The sequence below is a fragment of the Phytopseudomonas flavescens genome, from assembly GCF_900100535.1.
In the GTDB taxonomy this organism is placed as follows: Bacteria; Pseudomonadota; Gammaproteobacteria; order Pseudomonadales; family Pseudomonadaceae; genus Aquipseudomonas; species Aquipseudomonas flavescens.
The window spans coordinates 64,381-84,959 of the sequence record NZ_FNDG01000006.1; the positions used below are offsets into that span (position 1 = coordinate 64,381).

A 20,579-nucleotide genomic window follows, 5' to 3' on the forward strand; every position below is an offset into this window, starting at 1 on the left:
CTCCAAGTAAGGCAGGACGGCAGGGCACGGGCTCCAACTTGCCGCTTGTGGCTTGAAGCTTGCGGCTGCCTAGCGTACCGAGCGCAGCGGCGTGGAGAAGCGCGGCAGCACCCGCGACAGGACTTCGGCGATATAGCCGAGGAACAGGGTGCCCAGCGAACTCTTGTAATGCTGCGAATCGGCGCTGCCGATCGCCAGCACGCCATGCAGACCCTGGTAGGAAAGGCCGACCACCGCCGCCGAGCCAACGTCCGCACCGGCGTTGCCGAACAGGAAATTCAGTTCGTGCTCGCGCAGCACGCCACAGATGGTCTTGCCGCCAGCCAGCAGGCCACCGATGGCCTGGTGGGCCTCCGCGCTGCTGACGCTGCGGCCGACCGGCAGTGGTGTGTCGCTGAACAGGATCAGGCCCACGAAAGGCACCTGGAACTCGCGACGCAGGCTGTCCTCAACGCAACTGACCACCTCTTCGAGGCTGCTGGCGTCCATCAGGTCGAGTATCAGGCGCCGGGTCTTGTCGAACAGCCGGTCGTTGTCGCGTGCCACATCCATCAGGTGCGACAGGCGCTGGCGCATCTCGATGTTACGCTCGCGCAGCAGTTTGACCTGGCGTTCCACCAGCGAAACCGTATCGCCGCGCTGGTGAGGAATGCGCAGCTCGGGAATCAGCTCGTCATGATCGATGAAGAACTCGGGGTGCAGGCGAAGGTAGGCCGCGACCGTTTCCGAGTCCAGCGGCTTGGGCGAATCCTGCTGATCAGTCATAGGCGAACCTGTCCTTCGTACACGCGCACGGCGGGGCCGGTCATCATAACCGGCTGGCCAGGGCCTGCCCACTCGATGCTCAGCTTGCCGCCCGGCAGTTCCAGCTGGACGGGGGAGTCCATCCAGCCCTGGCGGATCGCCGCGACGGCAGCCGCGCAGGCACCGGTACCACAGGCCTGGGTTTCCCCGGCGCCGCGTTCCCAGACGCGCAGACGGCCGCGCTGGCGATCGACGACCTGCAGAAAACCGACGTTGACCCGCTGTGGAAAACGCGGGTGATGCTCCAGCTTCGGCCCCAGTTCGTGCACCGGCGCGCTGTCGACATCATCGACACGCAGCACGGCGTGGGGGTTACCCATGGAAAGCGCGGCCAGCTCGTGGGCCTGGCCTGCGGCCTCGACGGTGTAGCTCAGGGCTTCGGCGTCGGCCTGGAAGGGAATCTGCTCGGGCGTCAGGCGTGGCGCGCCCATGTCCACGGTGATCAGGCCATCGGCACGCACCTGCAGCTCGATGATGCCGCCCTTGGTTTCCACACGGATGGTTTTCTTCACCGTCAGGCGCTTGTCGAGCACGAAGCGGGCGAAACAGCGCGCACCGTTGCCGCACTGTTCCACTTCGCTGCCGTCGGCATTGAAGATGCGGTAACGGAAATCCACGTCCGGATTCTGCGGCGGCTCGACCAGCAGCAACTGATCGAAGCCGACGCCGGTGTGGCGGTCGCCCCATTGCTTGGCGTGCTTGGGCTGGATATGGGCATGCTGGCTGACCAGGTCGAGCACCATGAAGTCATTGCCCAGGCCATGCATTTTGGTAAAGCGCAATAACATCGGCATCACTCCGGCAGGCGGCTTTCGCCCGCGAAGAGTTCGTCCAGGGTTTCTCGCCGACGCACCTCGAAGGCCTGCTCGCCGTCCACCATCACCTCGGCGGCGCGGCCGCGGGTGTTGTAGTTGGAGCTCATCACGAAGCCATAGGCACCGGCCGAGCGCACGGCCAGCAGATCCCCTTCGGCCAGGTTCAGAGCGCGTTCCTTGGCGAGGAAATCACCGGTTTCGCAGATCGGCCCGACGATGTCGTACTGACGGCTGGCGCCCTCGCGCGGTTGCACCGGCACCACCTCCATCCAGGCCTGATACAGGGCCGGGCGGATAAGGTCGTTCATCGCCGCATCGACGATGGCAAAATCCTTGTGCTCGGTGTGCTTGAGGTACTCCACGCGGGTCAGTAGCACGCCGGCGTTGGCGACGATGAAGCGGCCCGGCTCGAAGACCAGGGCCAGGTCGCGGCCCTCGATGCGTTGGCGCACCGCCTGTATGTAGTCGCCTGCCAGTGGCGGTTGCTCATCGCGGTACTGCACGCCGAGACCGCCACCGAGGTCGATGTGGCGAAGGGCGATGCCCTGCTCGGCAAGGCGGTCTACCAGTACCAGCAGACGGTCGAGGGCATCGAGGAACGGCGGCAGGCTGGTCAGTTGTGAGCCGATATGGCAATCGACGCCGACCACCGCCAGGTTCGGCAGCGCCGCGGCGCGGGCATACACCGCCTCGGCATCGGCGATGGCGATACCGAACTTGTTTTCTTTCAGGCCGGTGGAAATGTACGGGTGAGTGCCGGCGTCCACGTCCGGGTTGACGCGCAGGGAGATCGCCGCGGTCTTGCCGAGTTCGGCGGCGACCTGCTGCAGGCGTTCCAGCTCGTCGGTCGATTCGACGTTGAAGCAGTGCACGCCGACTTCCAAGGCGCGGCGCATGTCGTCGCGGCTCTTGCCGACGCCGGAGAAGACGATCTTGTCGGCGCTGCCGCCAGCGGCCAGCACACGCTCCAGTTCACCGCGCGAAACGATGTCGAAGCCCGCGCCGAGGCGTGCCAGAACGTTCAGCACGCCCAGATTTGAGTTGGCCTTGACGGCGAAACACACCAGATGCGGCATGCCATTCAGCGCGTCGGCGTAGGCGCGGTACTGCGCCTCGATGTGAGCGCGCGAGTAGACATAGGTGGGCGTGCCGAAGCGCTGGGCAATGGCGGACAGCGCCACACCTTCCGCGAACAGCGAACCGTCGCGGTATTCGAAGGTGTTCATGAGCCGTCCTTATTTGTCTTGTGCTGGCGCGGACTGGGTATCATCCGGCAGGTACAGCGGGCCTTTCTGGCCACAGCCACCGAGCAGGGTGGTGACGGCGACGAGCGCGATGAGGGCAGTGAACAGCCGCTTCATGGTCAAATCCTTGTAATAAAGCATAATTGCCCCGGAGTATACCGACCCCCCGGCATGTTGCCTATGCGCCGGGCTTCCCGTCCGGCGGGCCTTCGCCCTGGCATACTGGCGGGCATCGAACGGCGGCGACGCGGGTTGTGTGCAAACCGCCACGCTCGCTTCGCGGCGTTGCAGATCGGCATCGAAATGCTCGTTTACTGCCCGTAAACTGCAATTTTTCGCCGTTGCCCGGCCTGTACTGGTCAGGTTTCCACCGGCCGGGGCGATTCCTTATTTTTACGTGCGATGTCGCTGAATCCTTCATGAGGTAAATGCAATGAGTTTGACCGAAGCCCGTTTCCACGACCTGGTCGATGCCGTGCAGCAGGCGGTGGAAGACATCTTCGACGACAGCGACCTGGACCTCGATCTGGAAAACTCCGCTGGCGTGCTGACGGTGCGCTTCGAAAACGGTTCGCAACTGATTTTCAGTCGTCAGCCGGCGTTGCGTCAGCTTTGGCTGGCTGCCCGTTCCGGTGGCTTCCATTTCGATTACGACGAGGACAACCGGCGCTGGATCTGTGACAGCAGCGACGAGTTGCTCAGCGAAATGCTCGAGCGCATCGTGGTCGAACAGTCCGGCGCCAGCCTCGAGTTCGATGAGATCTGAAGCCGCCTGCGCCGATTCGGCGCTGGGCGGGGCACCTGTCGCGTCGCCCTGTCGGCGGCGTTGCTGCCTGAACGAGGCCGACAGGTGCCTGGGATGCGGGCGTCTGCTGGCGGAAATCCTCGAATGGGGCAACGCCGACGAGGGGCGCCGCCGCGTCATCCGGGCATTGGCTGAAGAGCGGTTGCTGGCGACGCCCTGAGGCCCCCTTGTTTATTCGGGTGGCTGTGTTACGGTCGGCTCCATCTGTGCAAAACCCTATCGTCTCGATGGGGTTTTGCTTTTTTGGCGCCCAGCAAGGGAGACATGCACGCACCATGGCCAGCACCCCAACCATCACCATTACCCGCCTCGATCTGCAGCGCCTTGAGCTATTGCTCGACAGCCTCGATGATTTCGGCCCGACGGCCGAGGCCTTGCAGGCCGAACTGGACCGGGCGGAGGTGGTTGGCCACGATCAGGTACCGGCCGGCGTGGTGACCATGAATTCGCGCGTGCATTGCCGCGAGGAAGGCAGCGGCAAGGATTACCACCTGACCCTCGTCTACCCCCAGGACGCCGGTGCTGAAGGCAAGGTGTCGATCCTCGCGCCCGTCGGCACCGCGCTGCTGGGGCTGAGCGTTGGCCAGCACATCGACTGGCCCGTGCCGGGCGGCAAGCAACTCAAACTGACCTTGCTGGCGGTGGAATATCAGCCGGAAGCGGCGGGCGAGTACGCCCGTTAAGGCTGCCTGCCTCGCCTGACTCGTCACCAGCCAGCTGGGTCGAGCGTCGCGACACCCGGGAATCTGTTCAGGCCGGCGCGACCGGCCGGCATACCGCCCCACAATCCTGCAAATCAATGCTGCGCTCGAACAGGCGCTGCACCGCTGGCTGATGGCTGACGCCGATCAGGGTGCAGTCGGGCAGGCGCATGCGCAGGCGCTCGAGCAATTCACAGGCCGCCCGCTCGTCGAGCTGATTGGTGGCTTCGTCGAGGTACAGGGTGTGGGGGCGATAGAGCAGGGCGCGGGCCAGGGCCAGGCGCTGCTGCTCGCCGCCGGAAAGCTCCCGGCCCCATTCGGTTTCTCGGTCCAGCTCACGGGTGAGATGGTCGAGCCCCACATCCTGCAGCGCGCCGATCAGTTCCAGAGCGTTGGGTATCTGCGTTGCCGGGTAGGCCAGCAAGCGATCCAGGCGACCGCTGGCCAGGTAAGGCTTCTGCGGCAGCAGCAGGCTGCGCCCGCCCGGTAATTGCCAGCTGCCGCGGTGATGAGGCCAGAGGCCCATCAGGGTGCGCAGCAGGGTGGTCTTGCCCAGGCCGCTGGGGCCCGCCAGGCGCAGCCATTCCCCGGGGCGGGCCTGCAGCGCCAATCCGCAAAGCAGCGGCTCGCCGTTGGGGCGCAGCACATCCAGCCCGCAGGTGTTGAGTGTCTCCCCATGGTTGAGTTCGACCGCCGGCAGCCGCTCCATGGCCTGCTGGAACTGGCCGAGGCGTTGGACGGTGGCGCTCCACTCCATCAGGGTGCGGTAGGAGTAGATGAACCAGCTCAGCGATTGGTGTACGGCGGCAAAGGCCGTGCGGATCTGCATCAATCCGCCCAGGGTGATGGTCTTGGCCAGAAAGGCTGGCAGCGCGATGAATACCGGCACGATATTGCTGACGCGCTCATAACCGACGGTGAATGTCCCGAGCTTCAGCTCCCGGCGCATCAGGCCGCGCCAATTGTCGGCGATGGCCGCGAAGCGCAGGCCCAGGCTTTGCCGCTCGGCCTGTTCGCCACCGTACAGGGCGATTTGCTCGGCATGCTCGCGCTTGCGCAGCAGATCCGCGCGGAAGGCCGCCTCGCTGCGTTGGCGCTCATAGTTGAGGCCGTGCAGCGGGTGGCCCAGCCAGTGGGTGAACAGGATACCGATCAGGGTGTAGACCACCACGGCCCACACCAGGTAACCATCGAGGGTGAGGCTGTAACCGCCGAGGGTGAAGGTCTGGGTCCCCGAAAGCTGCCAGAGAACGCTGACGAAGGCACCGATCTGCAGGGTGTTGATGAACAGCGAGACGACCAGGCCGACGGTCTTGTCCGTCAGCAGGTGCACATCCTCGGCGATCCGCTGATCGGGGTGGTCCGGCTCGCCGCTCAGCCCCAGCCGGTAGTAGCGACGTTCACCCAGCCAGCGATCGAGCATGTGATCGTTGAGGTGCTGGCGCCAGCGCAGGATCAGCGCCTTGGTCAGCCAGTTCTTCGAGACGATCACCACGATCAGCGCACCGATGGCCAGGGTGTAACTGCCCATGAGATCGAGCAGCGCACGGCCGTCGAAGGTCGCCAGGGTGTCGTAGAACGTCTTGCTCCAGGCGTTGATGTAGACGTTGACCTGAACGATGCCGATGCCCATGGCGAACACCGACGCCAGCAGCAGCCAGCCGGGCCAGCCGGCACGGCTGGCCCAGAACGGGCGGGACAGGCCGAAGAACAGTCGCAGGGTTCTCATGAGCCGACGTCCTGCGCGGGCAGCATCAGCAGGCGGACTTCGTTACTCGCTGGAAATACCTGGCGAGCCAGGCGCTTCAGGGCTTTGGGCTCGAGGGCTGCCGGCAATTGGTGCTGCTCGCTGAGGTAACGCGGGTCGTGCCAGGCGCGCTCGCTGAGAATCAGGCGATTGAACTGGATGGCTGGATCTTTTACCCGCAGCGCTTCCTGGCGGGTCAGTTCGCGGCGCAGGGCTGCCACACGCTTCTCGTCGATGCTGTCGGGCAAGGCGGACAGGGTCTGGCGCGCCAGTTGCCAGAGTTCGTCGGCGCGTTGCGGGTCACTGCTGAAGCGCAGCTCGCTGTCGATGCGCTGGTGTTCGGGGCTCAGTTCGCTGTCGAACTTCAGGCTGTAGATACCGGCAGCCTCGCCGCGCAGGCGCTGTTTCAGCAGGTCATTGGCGATCTCGCGCAGCGCCGCGACCCGGGCGGCATCCGCCGGGCTCCACGGATGGGGCTGGAAGCTGCCCGCATACAGGCTGGCGCGTGGCTCCCGAGCGATGGCCAGGCTGGCCTGGCGCTGACCGGGTTGGCGTGGCTTGGCCGTACTGATCAGCGGCTCGCCACGGGGGATGCCCGCCAGGTGGCGATTGACCAGCACTTCCAGTTCGCGCTCGGGCAGATCGGCCATCAAGTAATAGGTCACTGGCGCAGCAGCCTGGCGGCGCCATTGAGCCTCCAACGTGGAGCGCTCGAGGGCGTCGAGTTCCTGGGCGTTGGGTTCCTGCCAGTCATCCTGGCCCTGCTTGACGCTTCGCCAGGTCGCCTCCTGCTCGCTGCGCACGTTGTCACGTCGGCGCAGCAGGCTGTCGCGCAGCTCGCTGATGCTCTCGCGGTAGGCCGCTTCATCCAGGTCACGGCGGGTCTGTCGAGCCTGGTAGAGCGCCAGCAGGCTGCCCAGCTTGTCGACCGCAGCGCTGCCTTGCGCCTCCAGACGTTGCGGCCCCTGCGTGAAGGACAGTTGCACGGTTTCGCGTTGTTTCCAGGCCTTGAGCTGCTCATCGGTCCAGCCTGGCGGGGGCATCTGCAGGGCCAGTTGATTGGCGATTTGCGCGCGCCAGGACTGCGCGCCCTGGTACAGGAAGCCGGCGCTGGAATCGACGCGCAACTGCGCCTTGCCATCCGCGCCCCTGGCACGCAGCCACACCAGGCGGTCGCCATTGCTCAACTGCCACTGCTCGACCTTCTCGCGGGCGAAGCGGCGGCGCGTTTCGATACTGCCCGTCGGCGTGCCGCCGTGCAGGTCGGGGATGCTGACTTCTTGTTGGACGGCAGGGGGCGCAGGGGCTTCCAGGTGCATAGCGGCCAGGTGCTGCACCTGCTGCTCGACGCGTTCGGCATCGGGCAGTTTCAGCTGCACTCCACCGGGCGCGCTGAGTTGCAGGACCCGATCCGGGCTGTCGAGCCACCCGACGATGCGTTGCTGCAGTTCGCGCTTGTCGATGCGGTCCAGATTGATCCGGGTATTGCGCGCGATGGCCTCGGGCTCCTGCAGCACGCGCTCGCCCAGGGTGGCGTCGTTGAGCTGCCGCACCCAGGCGTCGAAATCCCGCGGCGTCGGCTTCGCCAGCATGCGCTCGGCGATCTGCCGCACCTCGCCCTTCGCGGCGGCCACGTCCTCGTCGTGCAAGCCGTGCTGGCGCAACCGTTGCAGCTCGCGCAACAGGGTCTGCAGCGCCTGCTCGTGGTGCTGGCCTTTGACGCTGGCGGCTACCGCCAATACACCGGTACGCCGGCCAATCTGGGTCTTCACCGCGGTCAGGCTGCCGATTCCCTCTTCCAGCGGTTGGCGGCGCAGGTACCGCGACAGTGCGCTGAGTGCCAGGCGATCCAGCAAGCGATCACGTCCCCCCGCGAGTGTCTGTTCGCGGATGTCCAATTTCCGGAAACGCATCAGCAGAGCGACCTGGTTGCTGCCGCTCTGGCTGTCCTGCACGCGGAACACCTTCAGCCTGGTGTCCAGCGGCAGCTCGAGGTGCTCGCGCGAGGGGCGTTCGCCTCGTTGCGCCTGGCCGAAATGGCGTTCGATCTGCTCGGCCATGTGCTTGGGATCGAAGTCGCCGACCAGGTTCAGCACCATGTTGCTCGGCCGGTACCAGCGCTGCTGGAAGGCTTGCAGGGCGTCCAGACGGGCCGCTTCGATGGCCTGCCGATTACCGATGGTGCGATGGCCGGGATAACGGGAGCCGGTACGCTGCGCGGCGGTGCGCTTGGCATTCATGCGTTGTGCGACGCCGAGCCCGCCGCGCCATTCCTCGATGACGATGGGCCGTTCGCGCTGCAGGTCGTCCGCGGTGAAATCGCCGGCGAAGGCCAGGGTCGCCAAGGCCTCCAGCGCCAGTTCGGCGCTGGCCGTGCCGTCGGGCGGGCTGAGCAGGTATTGAGTGCGCTCGTAGTGGGTCACCGCATTGAAGTGCCGGCCCTGTTGCCAACCGGCCTGCTGCAGGCGCTGGCGCACGTCCGGCGTGGCATCGCCATGGCTGTAGAACGCCAGGTGTTCGAGCAGGTGGGCGACGCCGACCTGGTCGTCGGCCTCGTCCACCGAGCCGGCGTGCACCGTCAGGCGCAGGTCGAGGCGGCCCTTCTGGGTGTCGATGGGGATCAGGTTGTAGCGCAGGCCATTGGGCAGCTCGCCACGGCTGACGATCGGGTGCCAGCGCAGGGGCGCGTCATCGGCGGGCGTGTGGGCACAGGCACCGAGCAGCAGCGCTGCCAATGCCACGAAGAAGAGGTTCAGGGTATGCATGGGGCGCGCTCTTAGAATTGGTAGCCGACTTCGAGCCAGTACTGGCGACCGGTTTCGTAGCTCAGGCTGCCGCTGGTGCTACCGATGATCTCGTTGACGTGGTTGGTCAGGTTGGTCACGTCCACCGCCATGTATAGGGCCTGTTCGCCCTGCAGGGGGATGTCCAGCTTGACCCGGGTATCCCAGGTGACGGCGGCTTTCGCCTCGCCGACCAGGTAGTGCTCGTAGCTGGTGTCGTCGAGGGTGATGGTGCCGTCGCGGTAGATCTGCTCGTACGCGCCGCGGTAGCGCAAGAAGTTGCTCCAGGTCAGGTTCAGCGCCGGGACGCTGGTGATGGTGTTGAGGCGTGCCGTCCACGGGCGGTTGAAGTTGTTCGCCGGCAGCTGGCTGTAGGGCACCAGCTTGCCATCGAAGTACACGTCATCGTCCTCCAGCCTGCCGGAGGTGAAGATGCTGTCGTAGTCGTCGTAGAAATTGCTCTTGGTCTGGCTCCAGTCGAAGGCGGCCTGCAGGCTGGTGACGGTGCCGGCCAGGCGCAGGTTCTGCAGCGGCGTGATGGTCAGGGTGACGGTCTCGTTCTCGCTGCGGGCGGCATTGGTGTAGGTGTAATAGTTGGCGATGGTGGTGGCGCCGTCGCCGTCCGGCAGGTCCAGGTCACGCGAGCGGGCCCGTACGATCTGGTCGCGGCCGTCGCGGTGCACGTACTTGAGGTCGACGCGCATGCCGAGCATCTGCTGGGACAGCCCGAGCATCCACTCGTCGTCATAGGGAATGTCCAGCTTGCGGAAGCTGCTCTCGTCCACGCCGTAATTGACCAGGGTGCCGAAGTCGGGAATGGCGTTGGCGCTGCTGGCGGCCCGGGAAGCCCGCCACCAGAGTGACTGGCGGCCGTCGGCCAGGCGGTACTTGAACAGGTTGCGGCCGTAGTAGCGGTTGGCGCCGGCGCTGAACAGGGTGCGCCCGTCGCCCAGCACGTCGTAGCTGGCGGCAAAGCGTGGCGCCAGGGTTTTCTTCTCCATGTAGTCGTCGCCGTCCAGGCGCAGGCCGGGGCGCAGGTTGAGCTTGCCGATCTGGATGTCGTCCTGCAGGAACAGCGCGTAGGCGGTCTGGTCCAGCTCGATCTCGCCGGCCTTGACGTAGCTGAGCATGCCGAAGTACTGGCGCTGAGCGACGCCGGCGGCATTGACACTGATCGAGCAGTAGTCGTCGTCGAGCAGGCCGCTGGCGGTCACGCAGGTGCTGCTGCCGGTGGCGTTGGAAAGCCTCAGCGCGCTGGTGCCCCAGGAATCCTCGGTGACTTCGTAGCGGGCCTCCTGGCGGCTCAGCTCCAGGCCGCTGCTCAGGCTGTGGGTGGCGCCGAGAAAATCCAGTGGCTGCAGCGCGGCCTTGAACGCGTACTCGAAGCCACGTTGCTCCTGTTCCAGGTCGCCCATGCCACCTTCGACGCTGGTGGCGCTGGTGCCACGCGCCGGATTGCCCCAGTTCTTCTCCTGCGACCAGCGCCACTGCTTCTTCACGTTGCTGTCGGCGTCGCGCGAGCTTTGCACCTGCTTCCAGGACAACTTGTGGGTCTGGGTGACTTGGTCGCCCTTCCAGGTGGGCCTGCAGTGCGGCGCTCTGGCCGCCGGACTCGATGGTGAAGCCCGAATTGCGCTCGTTGGCCTTGAAGTACTCCGCTTCCGCCGGGGCGTCGATCAGGGTGAAGGTCAGGTCCAGGCGCTCGTTGGGCGTCCAGAAGCCCTTGAGCATGTAGTTGTCGCTTTCCCGGGTCTGGTCACGCTTGACCTTGTCGCCCTGGCTCTGGAAACCGTCGGTGTAGGTGTACAGGGGGATCTCCGAGGTCTTGCGCACCACGTTGCCGATCAGCCCGAAGTTTTCCGTGAGCATGCCCTCGAGCATCAGCCGGGTGGTCAGCTTCTTGAATTCCGGCTGGTTGGTGTAGTCGCTGGACAGCTCGAATTCTTCCTCGCTGACGTCGTCGTCACTGAGGTGGTACTCGGTCCATTCGGAGCGGGTCATGCTGGCCGAGACCTTGCCGTGCAGGCCTTCGCGCGGGCGTCGGGTGATGGCGTCGATCACGCCGCCGTTGAAGCGCCCGTATTCGGCCGGCACGTTACTGTCGTAGACGCGTACTTCTTCGAGCAGGTCGGCATCGATGGCGATGCCGAAGGCATTGCTGGGAACGTCGTAGACACCATTGACGTCCATGCGGCTGGCGCTGCTGGCGGCGGGATTCAGATCGTTGTTGATGCTGATGCCATCGACCATGAAATTGTTCTGGTAGAACCTGGCACCGTTGATGCTGATGTCTGCAGGGCTGATCTCGCCCGGGGTCTTCGAGCTTTGCTGGGTGGTGTCGAAACGCACACTGGGGTGCATCCTGAGCAATGTCGTGAGGTCGCCATTGGCGCCGGCGAAGCTCTCGATGGCGCGTCGGTCGATGATCTCTTCGCCCTGGTAGAGGCTTTGCGATTGCCCGAGTACCACGGTATTGCCCAGCTCGATGGCGTTCTGTTGGCTGGCCAGTTGGTGCAGGGTGAGTACCTGTTGCTGATAATCCCAGCCGACATGGCTGCCATCGAGCAATCTGTCGAGCGCCTGCTCGCTGCTCATCTGGCCACGCACCTGGTGGCCGCGCAGGTGGGCGATCAGGCTCGGATCGACGCTGACCTGCAGGCCGCTCTGCTGGGCGAAGGCGATCAGGGCATCGGCCAGGGGCTGGGCGTCGATGGCGAAACGGTGTTGAAGCTGCAGCAGAGCGCCGGCAGGTTCAGGGCTTTGCTCGGCACGCAGGCCCGTCATGGGCAGGGCCGCGCACAGGCCCAGTAGCCCCAGGCTGATGGACGTAGCCAGTTTGCGGGTGCCGGTAGATGGCTGTCTGAGCCGTTGCGCGTGCTTTTTCATGGTTTGCCCCGGGCCGGCCGAATGGCCTGATTGAAAGCTAATGCGAATCCGTATTGATTCGCGTTCGGGGCAATGACGCGGTGGCGCGATGAATTTTCAGCGATTCATGGATTATTTTTACTGTGCGATAAAAAGCCGGCCTGTGAACGCGTTCAAGGTTCGCGCGTGACGACTCTCAACCAGGGCGTCCAGGTGCTGACCTTGCCTCGATAAGGCTTGACCAGTGCGCGCAGCGCGGTGTCAGGGTCGGCCAGTGCGTAGACGCCCGTGACGCGTTGATCCCCCAGAGCGCTGTCGCGCAGCACGACGTTGCCGCGCAGGTACGGGCCGAGCTCTTCCAGTACGTCGGCAATCCTCGCATCACGCACCACCAACTGGCCGTTTTGCCAGGCGGCTATCTGGCTGACAGGTAACCGGTCGCGGGTCGCGGCGTGGGTGTCGGTGTGCCAGCGCAAGCGCTCGCCAGCACCCAAGGCGGCAGCCAGGACGGTGCGGTCATGCGCCACGCGAACCGAGCCGTGCTGTACCGCCACGGCGAGGCCGCTGCGGCGGATTGCCACGTTGAAGGCCGTACCGGTGACGGTGATCTGCAGGTTCTCGGCATTCACGCTGAAAGGGCGCGTGTTGTCCGGGGTCACCTCGAAAAAGGCCTGGCCAGCCAGCAGGCGCACGTCACGGCGGTCATTGTGGTAGCTGACGGTAATGGCCGATTCGCTGTCCAGGTACACGTGGCTGCCATCTGCCAGCTCGACCGTACGTTGCTGGCCGAGGCCGGTGCGGTAGTCGCTCTGGTAGGCGAGGTAGCCATGGGGAACGATGAATGCCATCAGGCAGGCGGCCATGGCGCCCGCCAGCAGAGCCGGCCACCTGCGCCGACGTGGTCGCACGGCGACTGCCGGCGCTGGCTGATGGCGGGGCGGCGCGGCCATCTCCGCGCTCGCCGCTTGGGCCATGGCGGTGAGCCGCCAGACCCGCTCCGCCTTGCGGTACGCCACGGCGTGGCTGTCATCGACCGACAACCAGGCCGCCAGCGCGCGGCGCAGCTCGGTATCCTCCGGGCTTTGCTGGACGCGCAGCAGCCAGTCCAGGGCGGTGTGTCTGAGATTGCCGGTCATGGGCGGATCGCGGTCAGGTGAAAAGGTGGCAGATGTTCGCACAGTCGAATGTCACGAGCAAAGCCGGGCGTGGCCACGCCTGCGGATAAATCATCCATTGGCCTGCTCCAGTCGGTCCGCGCAATGGCATAGCGCCTGGTGAACCAGTTGATGGGCCAGGCCGACGGAGATGCCGAGCGCCACCGCGACCTGCTGCAGGGTATGACCTTCCAGGCGGTGCATCTCGAATGCCCGACGCACGCGCTCCGGCAGCTCTGCCAGGGCGGCATTGACGATGCGCAGTTCAGTGATGCTGCTGGCCTGCTGCTCGGGGCCGGGGCTGTCATCGGAAAGCGTGTCGAGCAGTTGTCCACTGTCCGGCTGGCGACGTTCGGTGGCGATGCGTCGGCCAAGGTCGAAAGCCAGGTTGCGCACGATGCGATACAGATAGCCGACGGGTTGGTCGATCACCGCCTCGGCACTGGCACGACTGTTGAAACGCAGCCAAGCCTCCTGCACCACGTCTTCGGCCTGGGCACGGCAACTGACGAGCGATGCGGCGTAGTCCACCAGGGCATTGCGATGGGTGAGGTAGAGATCGAGTTTGTGGCTGGGTGGAGACACGATGATGACTGCCAGAGGCCGTGCACAGCGGGCGTGCTACAGCGAGTGCGCATGTTATCTCATGTTGAGAATTGTTATCAATAATCCCTTCAGCGTCCACGCAGGGCGTTATTCAACGCCTCTTCCAGGCTGGCCTTGTAGCGCAGGTAATGCACCACCGAGGGCTGTCGGTCGCCCAGCAGGGCGGACAGATCGAGGTCGGTGATGTAGCAGGGATAGCGCTCTGCCCCGCTGCGCAGGGCAACGATGTGCTCGGCCACGGCGCTGAACAGGTTGTCGGCGTATTCGAGTTCGGAAAATTCCCGGTGGTTGCAATACAGGCTGATGTAGGCCCGCTGGCCGCTGCCGGGTTCGACGATCGCCTGCACGTCGTAGAACGGCTGGCTCACCTGCGTCAGCGGCGCAGGGCGTTGTTCCAGGCGCTGGGCGCGCAGGGGCGCGGCGGGCTGCAACTGCTGGTAGATGATTTCCAGGGGCGGCTGTGGGTTCTCCTGGGCCAGCGCGGCATTGCGCCGATAGAGCAGCGACTGCAGGAAGCGCTGCAAGGGTGTCAGCAGGCTCGCTTCGTCATGGAACGGCGCCTGGGTACGCCACACCACCCCATGTTCGTCGAGCACGGTGACCTGCGCCAGGCTGTCTGCTTCGTGCAGGCGATAGAACACCTGAATGCAGGCAGGACGGCCAGCGCCGAGAATCAGCGCCAGGTCCTCGTCTTCCAGTGCGTTACGGTCCAGGCGCAGCGGGTTGTAAGCAGCGCGATCCTGGGCAAGGTGCTCGAGCAGGGCTGGCAGATCGTCCAGGGTGGTGTGGCGGACGTCGCCGGGCGTCAGCTCGAGCAGGTGATAACGGCGGGTGATCTGCAGCAGGTAGCGCTGCTGCTCGCCGCTATCGAGACTGGCGATCAGGCCTCGCAGTAACTCATCGACACGCTCGGCGATGGCTGTCGCGCGGTTGCGGCAGAAGCAGAGTACCCGCAGGTTGGGGCGGCCGCCATTGGCGGGCAACGCGTTCAGGACGTCGGTGAGGCAGTCGAGCAGGGCGTCGGGGCCCTCATGGCGCTGCACCAGCAGTTCGTTCCAGCTGTTGAGGATGACCGTGTCGAGCGTCAGCACCAGGTTCTCGCGTACGCCGGAGTAGCCCAGAGGGTCCGTGCGTTCGCTGGTCATGTGTACGTTCATCTGGCTGTGCTGCCTGAGCGGGTCGACGCCGACGTTGACCAGCAACAGTACTTCCGTCGGTCGACGGGGCCGCTGCAGGGCGCTTTGCGCAACGCTTTCCAGCGGCATGGGCAGCGCCTGGGCGAGTCCGTTGAGCAGGTGGCTGAGCTCGAATTCGCTGAGGTCGCTGTCGCCCGGGTGCAGCGACAGGTGCGTCGCACTGTCGATGACTCCGTTGCGATGGCACCAGGCGAGCAGTTCGATCAGGCTGCGGGCCTGTCGCAGCGGGGCGAAGTCCAGCCATTCCTGGGGGCCGAGACTGCCGTTGAACAGCGCCCAGCGATCACCCCTGGGGGTGGGGCAATGCACCAGGGTAAGCGTGTCCTCGCCGAGGTCCGGCGCGATCCCCGGGTTGATGAATTCGACCTTGCCGGCGCGCCGCTCGAACGCCGCGTACAGGCGGCGGCCGAGCACCGCCAGGTCACGGCTATCGGTTGCGGCCTGGCCGCTCTGGTGGCGGGCGAGCTGGGACAGAAAGCGGTAACTGTAGTTGAGCTCGTTGACCAGGGCACGGCGCTCCGCACTCACCTGGCGGACTTTCCACTGGCTGCGGCTGTCGAGCATGATCAGTTGGCGCTCGCCCCAGCCCCATTCGGCGGTCAGTCGTTCGAGCAACAGGCGCTGCCAGCTCTTGGCGCGGTTGCGTGGCGGTTTGCTGACCTTCTTGTTGATCTTCAGGTACAGGCAGCGACGCACCAACTCCAGGCGTTCCGGCTCGCCGCGGGCGCCGAGGTACTCCTCCAACCGGCGATAGATCAGCACGTAGGGGTCGAGCTCATCGAGGTCCAGTTGCCCGTCGTGTACCAATTGCTTGAAACGCAGCGACAGGCAGTTCACCTGCGGGTGCTCGCTGGCGTAAACCTCGGTCAGCAGCAGTTTGAGCGCCGATTTGTAGGGGGATTCTATGCCCTTGAACAGTTGCCACAGGCCCGCGCCGATGAACTCGCCGGAAGGCACATGGGCCAGGTGGCCGAAGTCGATGACATCCTCTTCACGGATGAAACGCTTGCTCAGCAGGGCTGAAGTGAAGCGCTCGTAGCGCTGCTCGTCGAGCGCGGGTACCAGCCACCACAGTGGTGTGCGACCACCGAGCCAGATCGCGGTTCGGTAGAACTCGTCGAGCAACAGGAAATGCTGGGTGGTGCCGCAGTCATCCGAGGTCAGGCGCGCCCCGCGCTCGCCGCTGCGGAAACGCTGCGGGTCGATCTGGAAAAAGTGCGCCTCGGCGCCCAGGCTGGCGGCCCAGGCCTGCAGCAGGTCGCACTTGCGGCGCAGCTCTTCACGGGCTGCGGCAGTCAGGTCGCTGGCATGGCAGACCCACAGATCCATGTCGCTCTGCTCGGCCTGCGCCACGGTACCCAGGCTGCCCATCAGGAACAGCCCGTGGATCGGCGTGGGTGCCGGGCCACGGGCGGCCTTGTAGGCGAACGAGCGGGTCAGGCGCTGGGCTTCGGCGAGCAGCTGGGGGCTCGGTTCGAAGCCGCTGAGGCCGGCAGGTGTCTGCGCCGAGACATACCCGGGCAACAGCGGATGGTTGACGTGGAACAGCAGCGGCAACAGCGTGAGCACTCGCTGCTGACGAGGCGACAGCACCTGCATGACGCGCTGCTGGCGGCCCTGGTTGACGCGCATAAAACGTGCGCGCAATTGCGTGAGCACCTTGCGGTCGATGCCATGGTCGATATTGGGGCGCAGGGGCAGGTGGCGCGTCATGCTCGGGCTCGGCCGGGTGATGAGCAAGACTACAGTCGTGCAGGTCCTGTCGCAATCGCTGGTGGCGTAGAGGCCCGCCGCTGTCGAGGCGGCGGGGCATGGGCCACGATCAGGCCGGCTGTGGGGTGGTGAGGATGGCGCGCAGGCCTTGCACGTGCTCGGCCGCTTCTTGGCCCAGGCGGGTCAGGTAGCCGCCATCGGCGAGGCTGATCAGCCCCTTGTCATGCAGACGCTCGGCAGCGGCGATGACGGAGGGGGCAGCATCGTGGTGGATCTTCAATCCCTCCTGACCATTGTCCAGGTTGAACAGCAATAGAATGTCCAGTTCGGCGACCAGTTCGGCGGTGAAGGCCATGGTGACTCCTGCCTGTTGTTATCGTGCACGGCACAGACCGTGGGCTTTGGGGGGGCTGGCGCCCCACGGCCTGAGTGTAGTCAAGGCTCCCTCGGTTTGCCGGGGCTGCTGGCGTTGATCGAGAGCCTGCCGGTGGCCGCTACCGTCGCGGATGGCCGCACGCGCGGCGCGGACCGACTCAGTGCTCCTCGGGCAGCGTCGGCAGTGCGCGTAGCGCCTGCTCGTAGCCTTCGCTATCGAAAGGACGATCCTCGCGTAGCATGGCATCCACCTCATGGGCGAGCACCATGGCCATCATCTGCACGCTCTCCGCGCGCTCGTAACCCACCAGCGTCAACGTGTTCAGCACAGCGCGGGCGAAGGCTGGCTCGCCCGACTGCAACTGGTTCTCGATGGCCTCGAGCAGCGCTTGCTCGGTGAAGGTTTCGTCATCGTGCTGGTCGGCAGTGCTCATCTCGCGGATCCGGGGGGGCTGGAAGGAGTCGCCAGTTTGACAGTGCGGATTCTGGCTGGCCACGCAAACCGTCGTGTAATTCGATCGATTTCCACAATATGGGAGTTAGTCCCGTATATTGAGAATTATCGAAAGGCCGACTAGAGTGCGTTGCCAGGAGAGCCCCATGCCCGAAGACAACCACCACCATGCACCCCAGGGTGCCCAGGCACTGTTCAGAGGACTGGCGGTGATCGACGCGGTCGCTCAGGGGGCCGGCAGCCTGGCCGGCATCGGCGCGGCCATCGGCTGCACGCGCAGCACCACCCACCGCCTGATCTCCGCGCTGGTGAAGGCGGGCTATCTGCGCCCGGTTGGCGGTGGCGCCGGTGGCTATCAGCTTGGCCACCGGCTTATCGAGCTGGGCTACAAGGCCCGTGCGCAGATGCCCCTGGCCAAGGTTGCACGGCCCCATCTGGAGGCGTTGGCACGGCTCACCCAGGACACCGTGCACCTGGGCGTGCGTGACGAAGGCGACGTGCTCTATATCGAGAAACTGTCGAGCAGCCGTGGCCTGGAAATGCGTTCGCGCGTCGGCCTGCGCATGCCGTTGGCGCTGACCGGCATCGGCAAGTCGTTGCTGCTCGACCTGCCCGAGGCGCAGTGGCAGGAGCTGTATCAGCAAGGCCTGCAGCGCCGTGCCGGGCAGCCGGGGCTGCGTGAGGCGTTCACTTCATGGCATGAGTTTCACCGCCTGATGAGCGGCTATGCCGAGGGCGGTTTCAGCTTCGATCTGGAAGAGAACGAGCTGGGCATACGCTGTATCGCCGCTCCGGTCCGCGACGCCAGCGGGCAGATAGTCGCGGCGCTGAGCGTCGCCAGTGCCATCCCTTACATGCCTCTGGCGCGTATGCATCAGTTGCGCCCGGAAGTGACCGCTTGTGCCGCCACCATTTCCCGGGAACTGGGGTGGAGTGCCCGATGAGCGACGCGCCTCGACAGCACCGCCCACGCAGCCACCAAGATCGACCTCGTCCGCGCCGTTTGCCCGGTGCCGTGGTCGTCGTCGCCGTAACCCCTCTGAGGAGCGCTTCGCATGCCTGATTCCCCTCTGCGGCAATTGCCGTTGATCGCCATTCTGCGCGGCATCACGCCTGAGGAAATCGTGCCGGTCGGCCTGGCACTCTACGAAGCCGGTTTCCGGTTGATCGAGATTCCGCTCAACTCTGCGCAGCCCTTACAGAGCATCGGTCTGCTGGCGGCTGAACTGGGTGATCGCGCTCTGATCGGTGCCGGTACCGTACTCAGCACCCGGCAGGTCGAGGAGGTGGCGCAGGCAGGAGGCCGGCTGATCGTGTCGCCCAACTGCAACCCTGAGGTGATTCGTGCCACGCGCCGCGCCGGGTTGTTCAGTTCGCCCGGAGTGGCCACGCCCAGTGAGGGGTTCGCGGCACTGGAGGCCGGCGCTCAGGTGCTCAAGCTGTTTCCTGCCGAGCAGTTCACTCCGTCGATCGTCAAGGCCTGGCGCGCGGTGTTCTCGCAGGACATCGCCCTGCTGCCGGTCGGCGGTATCACGCCTGCCGGCATGGCCGCCTATGTGGCAGCCGGAGCCAGCGGTTTCGGCCTCGGCTCGGCGCTGTACAAACCAGGCATGAGCGCCGCGCACGTGAGTGACAACGGCAGGGCCTTCGTGGCGGCCTGGAAGGCCACGCAGCACTGAAATTCGCTTCGCCCATTGCCCATCGCAGCCGGTTTCTGACAGCGCCGACGAGGTGCTGGACGCGCAGCGTGCTGGTCAGGTGCGGCTGGCGATTTTCTGCAGGTTTTCGTGGATCTTGAACAGCACGATCATCAGTTCGCACCAGATACGCGCGCCGATGACGCCGCCGATCAGCGTGCCGAGGCCGCCGAGGAAACTGCCGTCGGTGCTGAACATCATCGCCAAGCCGCTGGCGGCCACGCTGAGCAGCAACAGCCAATAGACGAAGGTGATGATTTTCGGGGTGAGCATCGCGTCGAAGAAGAACAGGTTCTTCATGGTGTGACTCCAGTCCATGGTAGGGATTGCCGGGCGGCGAGCCCGAGGCGGCGGGAGAGTAGCAGGCCAGGGCGGTAGCAGACCAGTTGGTCTGAAGCGCTTGTGGTAAAGCGCCTGAAATGAGGTTAGCGTGCTCGTCCCGGCTGTCTATCAGAGGATACCCATCCATGCTCAGGCTCCACGGTTTTGCCGTCAGCAACTACTACAACATGATCAAGCTCGCCCTGCTGGAAAAGGGCCTGCCGTTCGAAGAGGTGCATGCCTATGCATCCCGTGATGAGGACTTCCTGACCATCAGTCCGCGCGGCAAGGTGCCGGTGCTGCAGTGTGGCGAGGGCTTCATCAGCGAAACTTCCGCGATTCTGGAATACCTCGACACCCTGGGGCAGGGTATCGCGTTGTTGCCCCGGGGCGCGTTCGAGCAGGCCAGGGTGCGCGAGCTGGCCAGGCACATCGAGCTGTATATCGAGTTGCCGGCGCGATCCTGCTACGCCCAGGCGTTTTTCGGTATGTCGCTGGACCCGGCGATTCTCAGCAAGGGCCGCGAGGAATTGCTCGCCGGTGTCGAGTCACTCAAGCGCCTGGGGGTGTTCGCGCCCTATGTGGCTGGCGAAAGCCTGAGCCTGGCCGACCTGTACTTCCTGTACAGCATCGACCTGGCCGCTGCGGTGGCGCACAAGCTGTTCGAGATCGATCTGCTCGGCGATTTTGCCGAAGCCCGCACGCTGCTCGAGCGTTTTGCCAGCAACCCCAACGTACAGCGCATAGCAGCGGACAAAGAGGCGGCGTTCGGGCCGTTCATGGCGCATATGAAGGCACGCCTGGCCGGCTGATCAGCCGGCGGCGAAGTCGGTCAGCGCTTCGCCGGTCAGGCGGTAGCCGATCCACTCGTTCTGCGGTTTGGCGCCGATGGACTGGTAGAAGTCGATGGCCGGCTGATTCCAGTCCAGCACCGACCATTCGACGCGACCGCAACCACGTGCCACCGCCAGCCTGGCCAGGTGGCGCAGCAATGCCTTGCCGGCACCGACGCCGCGTTGTTGAGGGGTGACGTAGAGGTCCTCCAGGTACAGGCCGTGCTTGCCCAGCCAGGTCGAGTAGTTGAAGAAATACACGGCATAACCGATGGGCTCGCCGTCCCGTTCGCAGATCAGGCCGTGGGCCGTGCCGCCTTCAGTGAACAGACTGTTTTCGATGCCGGCAATGTCGGTCTTGACCTCGTGCTCGGCCTTTTCGTAGATGGCCAGATCGGTGATGAAGCGCAGGATCAGGGCGGCGTCTTCACGTACTGCGGGGCGAATGGTGAGTGGCATCTGGTGC

The 20,579-nt window shown here is 65.1% G+C and carries 20 protein-coding genes and 1 pseudogene; 6 read left to right on the plus strand and 15 right to left on the minus strand.

Going from position 1 to position 20,579, the window contains the following annotated elements; translation table 11 throughout:
* Window positions 1-69 precede the first annotated feature (69 nt).
* From BLR94_RS09600 to lptM, 4 genes are read right to left on the minus strand one after another with little or no spacing between them, the layout of a single operon-like run.
* Entirely contained in the window at window positions 70-765 is a 696-nt protein-coding gene (locus BLR94_RS09600; protein ID WP_084304671.1) for a DUF484 family protein, read from the minus strand.
* The gene (gene dapF, locus BLR94_RS09605; RefSeq protein WP_084304670.1) at window positions 762-1,592 is read right to left on the minus strand and encodes a diaminopimelate epimerase; all 831 of its coding nucleotides are present in this window, start codon (window positions 1,590-1,592) and stop codon (window positions 762-764) included. The genes BLR94_RS09600 and dapF overlap by 4 nt, the downstream gene beginning before the upstream one ends.
* Before the next feature lie 5 nt (window positions 1,593-1,597).
* Window positions 1,598-2,845, minus strand: a complete 1,248-nt coding sequence (lysA, locus tag BLR94_RS09610; RefSeq protein WP_084304669.1) for a diaminopimelate decarboxylase — start codon at window positions 2,843-2,845, stop codon at window positions 1,598-1,600.
* Between the two features lie 9 nt (window positions 2,846-2,854).
* A complete protein-coding gene (gene lptM / locus BLR94_RS09615; protein ID WP_084304668.1) occupies window positions 2,855-2,980 on the minus strand; it encodes an LPS translocon maturation chaperone LptM in 126 nt (41 codons plus the stop codon).
* A gap of 316 nt (window positions 2,981-3,296) precedes the next feature.
* Here lptM and cyaY point away from each other — a divergent pair, with 316 nt between their 5' ends.
* The 3 genes from cyaY to rnk all read left to right on the plus strand — a co-directional run bounded on the left by cyaY (window position 3,297) and on the right by rnk (window position 4,351).
* Complete coding sequence (cyaY, locus tag BLR94_RS09620) at window positions 3,297-3,629, plus strand: iron donor protein CyaY (protein ID WP_084304667.1); 333 nt, start codon at window positions 3,297-3,299, stop codon at window positions 3,627-3,629.
* Window positions 3,619-3,828 carry a DUF1289 domain-containing protein gene (locus BLR94_RS09625; protein WP_084304666.1) on the plus strand — a complete coding sequence of 70 codons (210 nt, stop codon included), beginning with the start codon at window positions 3,619-3,621 and terminating at the stop codon, window positions 3,826-3,828. The genes cyaY and BLR94_RS09625 overlap by 11 nt, the downstream gene beginning before the upstream one ends.
* A 115-nt stretch (window positions 3,829-3,943) precedes the next feature.
* Window positions 3,944-4,351 carry a nucleoside diphosphate kinase regulator gene (gene rnk / locus BLR94_RS09630; protein ID WP_084304665.1) on the plus strand — a complete coding sequence of 136 codons (408 nt, stop codon included), beginning with the start codon at window positions 3,944-3,946 and terminating at the stop codon, window positions 4,349-4,351.
* Between the two features lie 67 nt (window positions 4,352-4,418).
* On the opposite strand, the gene BLR94_RS09635 is transcribed toward rnk, so the two are convergent.
* From BLR94_RS09635 to BLR94_RS09670, 9 genes and pseudogenes are all read right to left on the minus strand, one after another.
* The gene (locus BLR94_RS09635) at window positions 4,419-6,098 is read right to left on the minus strand and encodes an ABC transporter ATP-binding protein/permease (protein WP_084304664.1); all 1,680 of its coding nucleotides are present in this window, start codon (window positions 6,096-6,098) and stop codon (window positions 4,419-4,421) included.
* Window positions 6,095-8,881: a M16 family metallopeptidase gene (locus BLR94_RS09640; protein ID WP_084304663.1), complete on the minus strand. Its 2,787-nt coding sequence runs from the start codon at window positions 8,879-8,881 to the stop codon at window positions 6,095-6,097. Before BLR94_RS09640 ends, BLR94_RS09635 begins: the two co-directional genes overlap by 4 nt.
* Before the next feature lie 11 nt (window positions 8,882-8,892).
* Window positions 8,893-10,428, minus strand: a complete 1,536-nt coding sequence (locus BLR94_RS27910) for a TonB-dependent receptor (protein WP_139807695.1) — start codon at window positions 10,426-10,428, stop codon at window positions 8,893-8,895.
* Window positions 10,429-11,020: 592 nt separating this feature from the next.
* Window positions 11,021-11,785 (minus strand): annotated as a pseudogene (locus BLR94_RS28290) (STN domain-containing protein); the annotation flags it as partial.
* Between the two features lie 152 nt (window positions 11,786-11,937).
* A complete protein-coding gene (locus BLR94_RS09650) occupies window positions 11,938-12,900 on the minus strand; it encodes a FecR family protein (protein ID WP_084304662.1) in 963 nt (320 codons plus the stop codon).
* Window positions 12,901-12,990: 90 nt separating this feature from the next.
* Window positions 12,991-13,503, minus strand: a complete 513-nt coding sequence (locus tag BLR94_RS09655; protein WP_084304661.1) for a sigma-70 family RNA polymerase sigma factor — start codon at window positions 13,501-13,503, stop codon at window positions 12,991-12,993.
* A gap of 89 nt (window positions 13,504-13,592) precedes the next feature.
* Window positions 13,593-16,433: a class I adenylate cyclase gene (locus tag BLR94_RS09660; RefSeq protein ID WP_090423688.1), complete on the minus strand. Its 2,841-nt coding sequence runs from the start codon at window positions 16,431-16,433 to the stop codon at window positions 13,593-13,595.
* A 109-nt stretch (window positions 16,434-16,542) separates the two neighbouring features.
* On the minus strand, window positions 16,543-16,788 hold the full coding sequence (locus BLR94_RS09665) for a TIGR02647 family protein (protein WP_084304659.1): 246 nt from the start codon (window positions 16,786-16,788) through the stop codon (window positions 16,543-16,545).
* 178 nt (window positions 16,789-16,966) lie between these two features.
* On the minus strand, window positions 16,967-17,242 hold the full coding sequence (locus tag BLR94_RS09670; protein WP_084304658.1) for a hypothetical protein: 276 nt from the start codon (window positions 17,240-17,242) through the stop codon (window positions 16,967-16,969).
* Window positions 17,243-17,408: 166 nt separating this feature from the next.
* Here BLR94_RS09670 and BLR94_RS09675 point away from each other — a divergent pair, with 166 nt between their 5' ends.
* Entirely contained in the window at window positions 17,409-18,206 is a 798-nt protein-coding gene (locus BLR94_RS09675) for an IclR family transcriptional regulator (RefSeq protein WP_084304657.1), read from the plus strand.
* Between the two features lie 111 nt (window positions 18,207-18,317).
* Window positions 18,318-18,941, plus strand: a complete 624-nt coding sequence (locus BLR94_RS09680; protein ID WP_084304656.1) for a 2-dehydro-3-deoxy-6-phosphogalactonate aldolase — start codon at window positions 18,318-18,320, stop codon at window positions 18,939-18,941.
* Window positions 18,942-19,016: 75 nt separating this feature from the next.
* Here the strand turns inward: BLR94_RS09680 and BLR94_RS09685 are convergent, their stop codons facing one another.
* On the minus strand, window positions 19,017-19,259 hold the full coding sequence (locus BLR94_RS09685) for a DUF4282 domain-containing protein (RefSeq protein WP_084304655.1): 243 nt from the start codon (window positions 19,257-19,259) through the stop codon (window positions 19,017-19,019).
* Between the two features lie 167 nt (window positions 19,260-19,426).
* Here BLR94_RS09685 and BLR94_RS09690 point away from each other — a divergent pair, with 167 nt between their 5' ends.
* Window positions 19,427-20,092 carry a glutathione S-transferase family protein gene (locus tag BLR94_RS09690; RefSeq protein WP_084304654.1) on the plus strand — a complete coding sequence of 222 codons (666 nt, stop codon included), beginning with the start codon at window positions 19,427-19,429 and terminating at the stop codon, window positions 20,090-20,092.
* Here BLR94_RS09690 and BLR94_RS09695 read toward each other — a convergent pair whose 3' ends face one another.
* On the minus strand, window positions 20,093-20,572 hold the full coding sequence (locus BLR94_RS09695) for a GNAT family N-acetyltransferase (RefSeq protein ID WP_084304653.1): 480 nt from the start codon (window positions 20,570-20,572) through the stop codon (window positions 20,093-20,095). It abuts the gene before it with no gap.
* Between the last annotated feature and the right edge of the window lie 7 nt (window positions 20,573-20,579).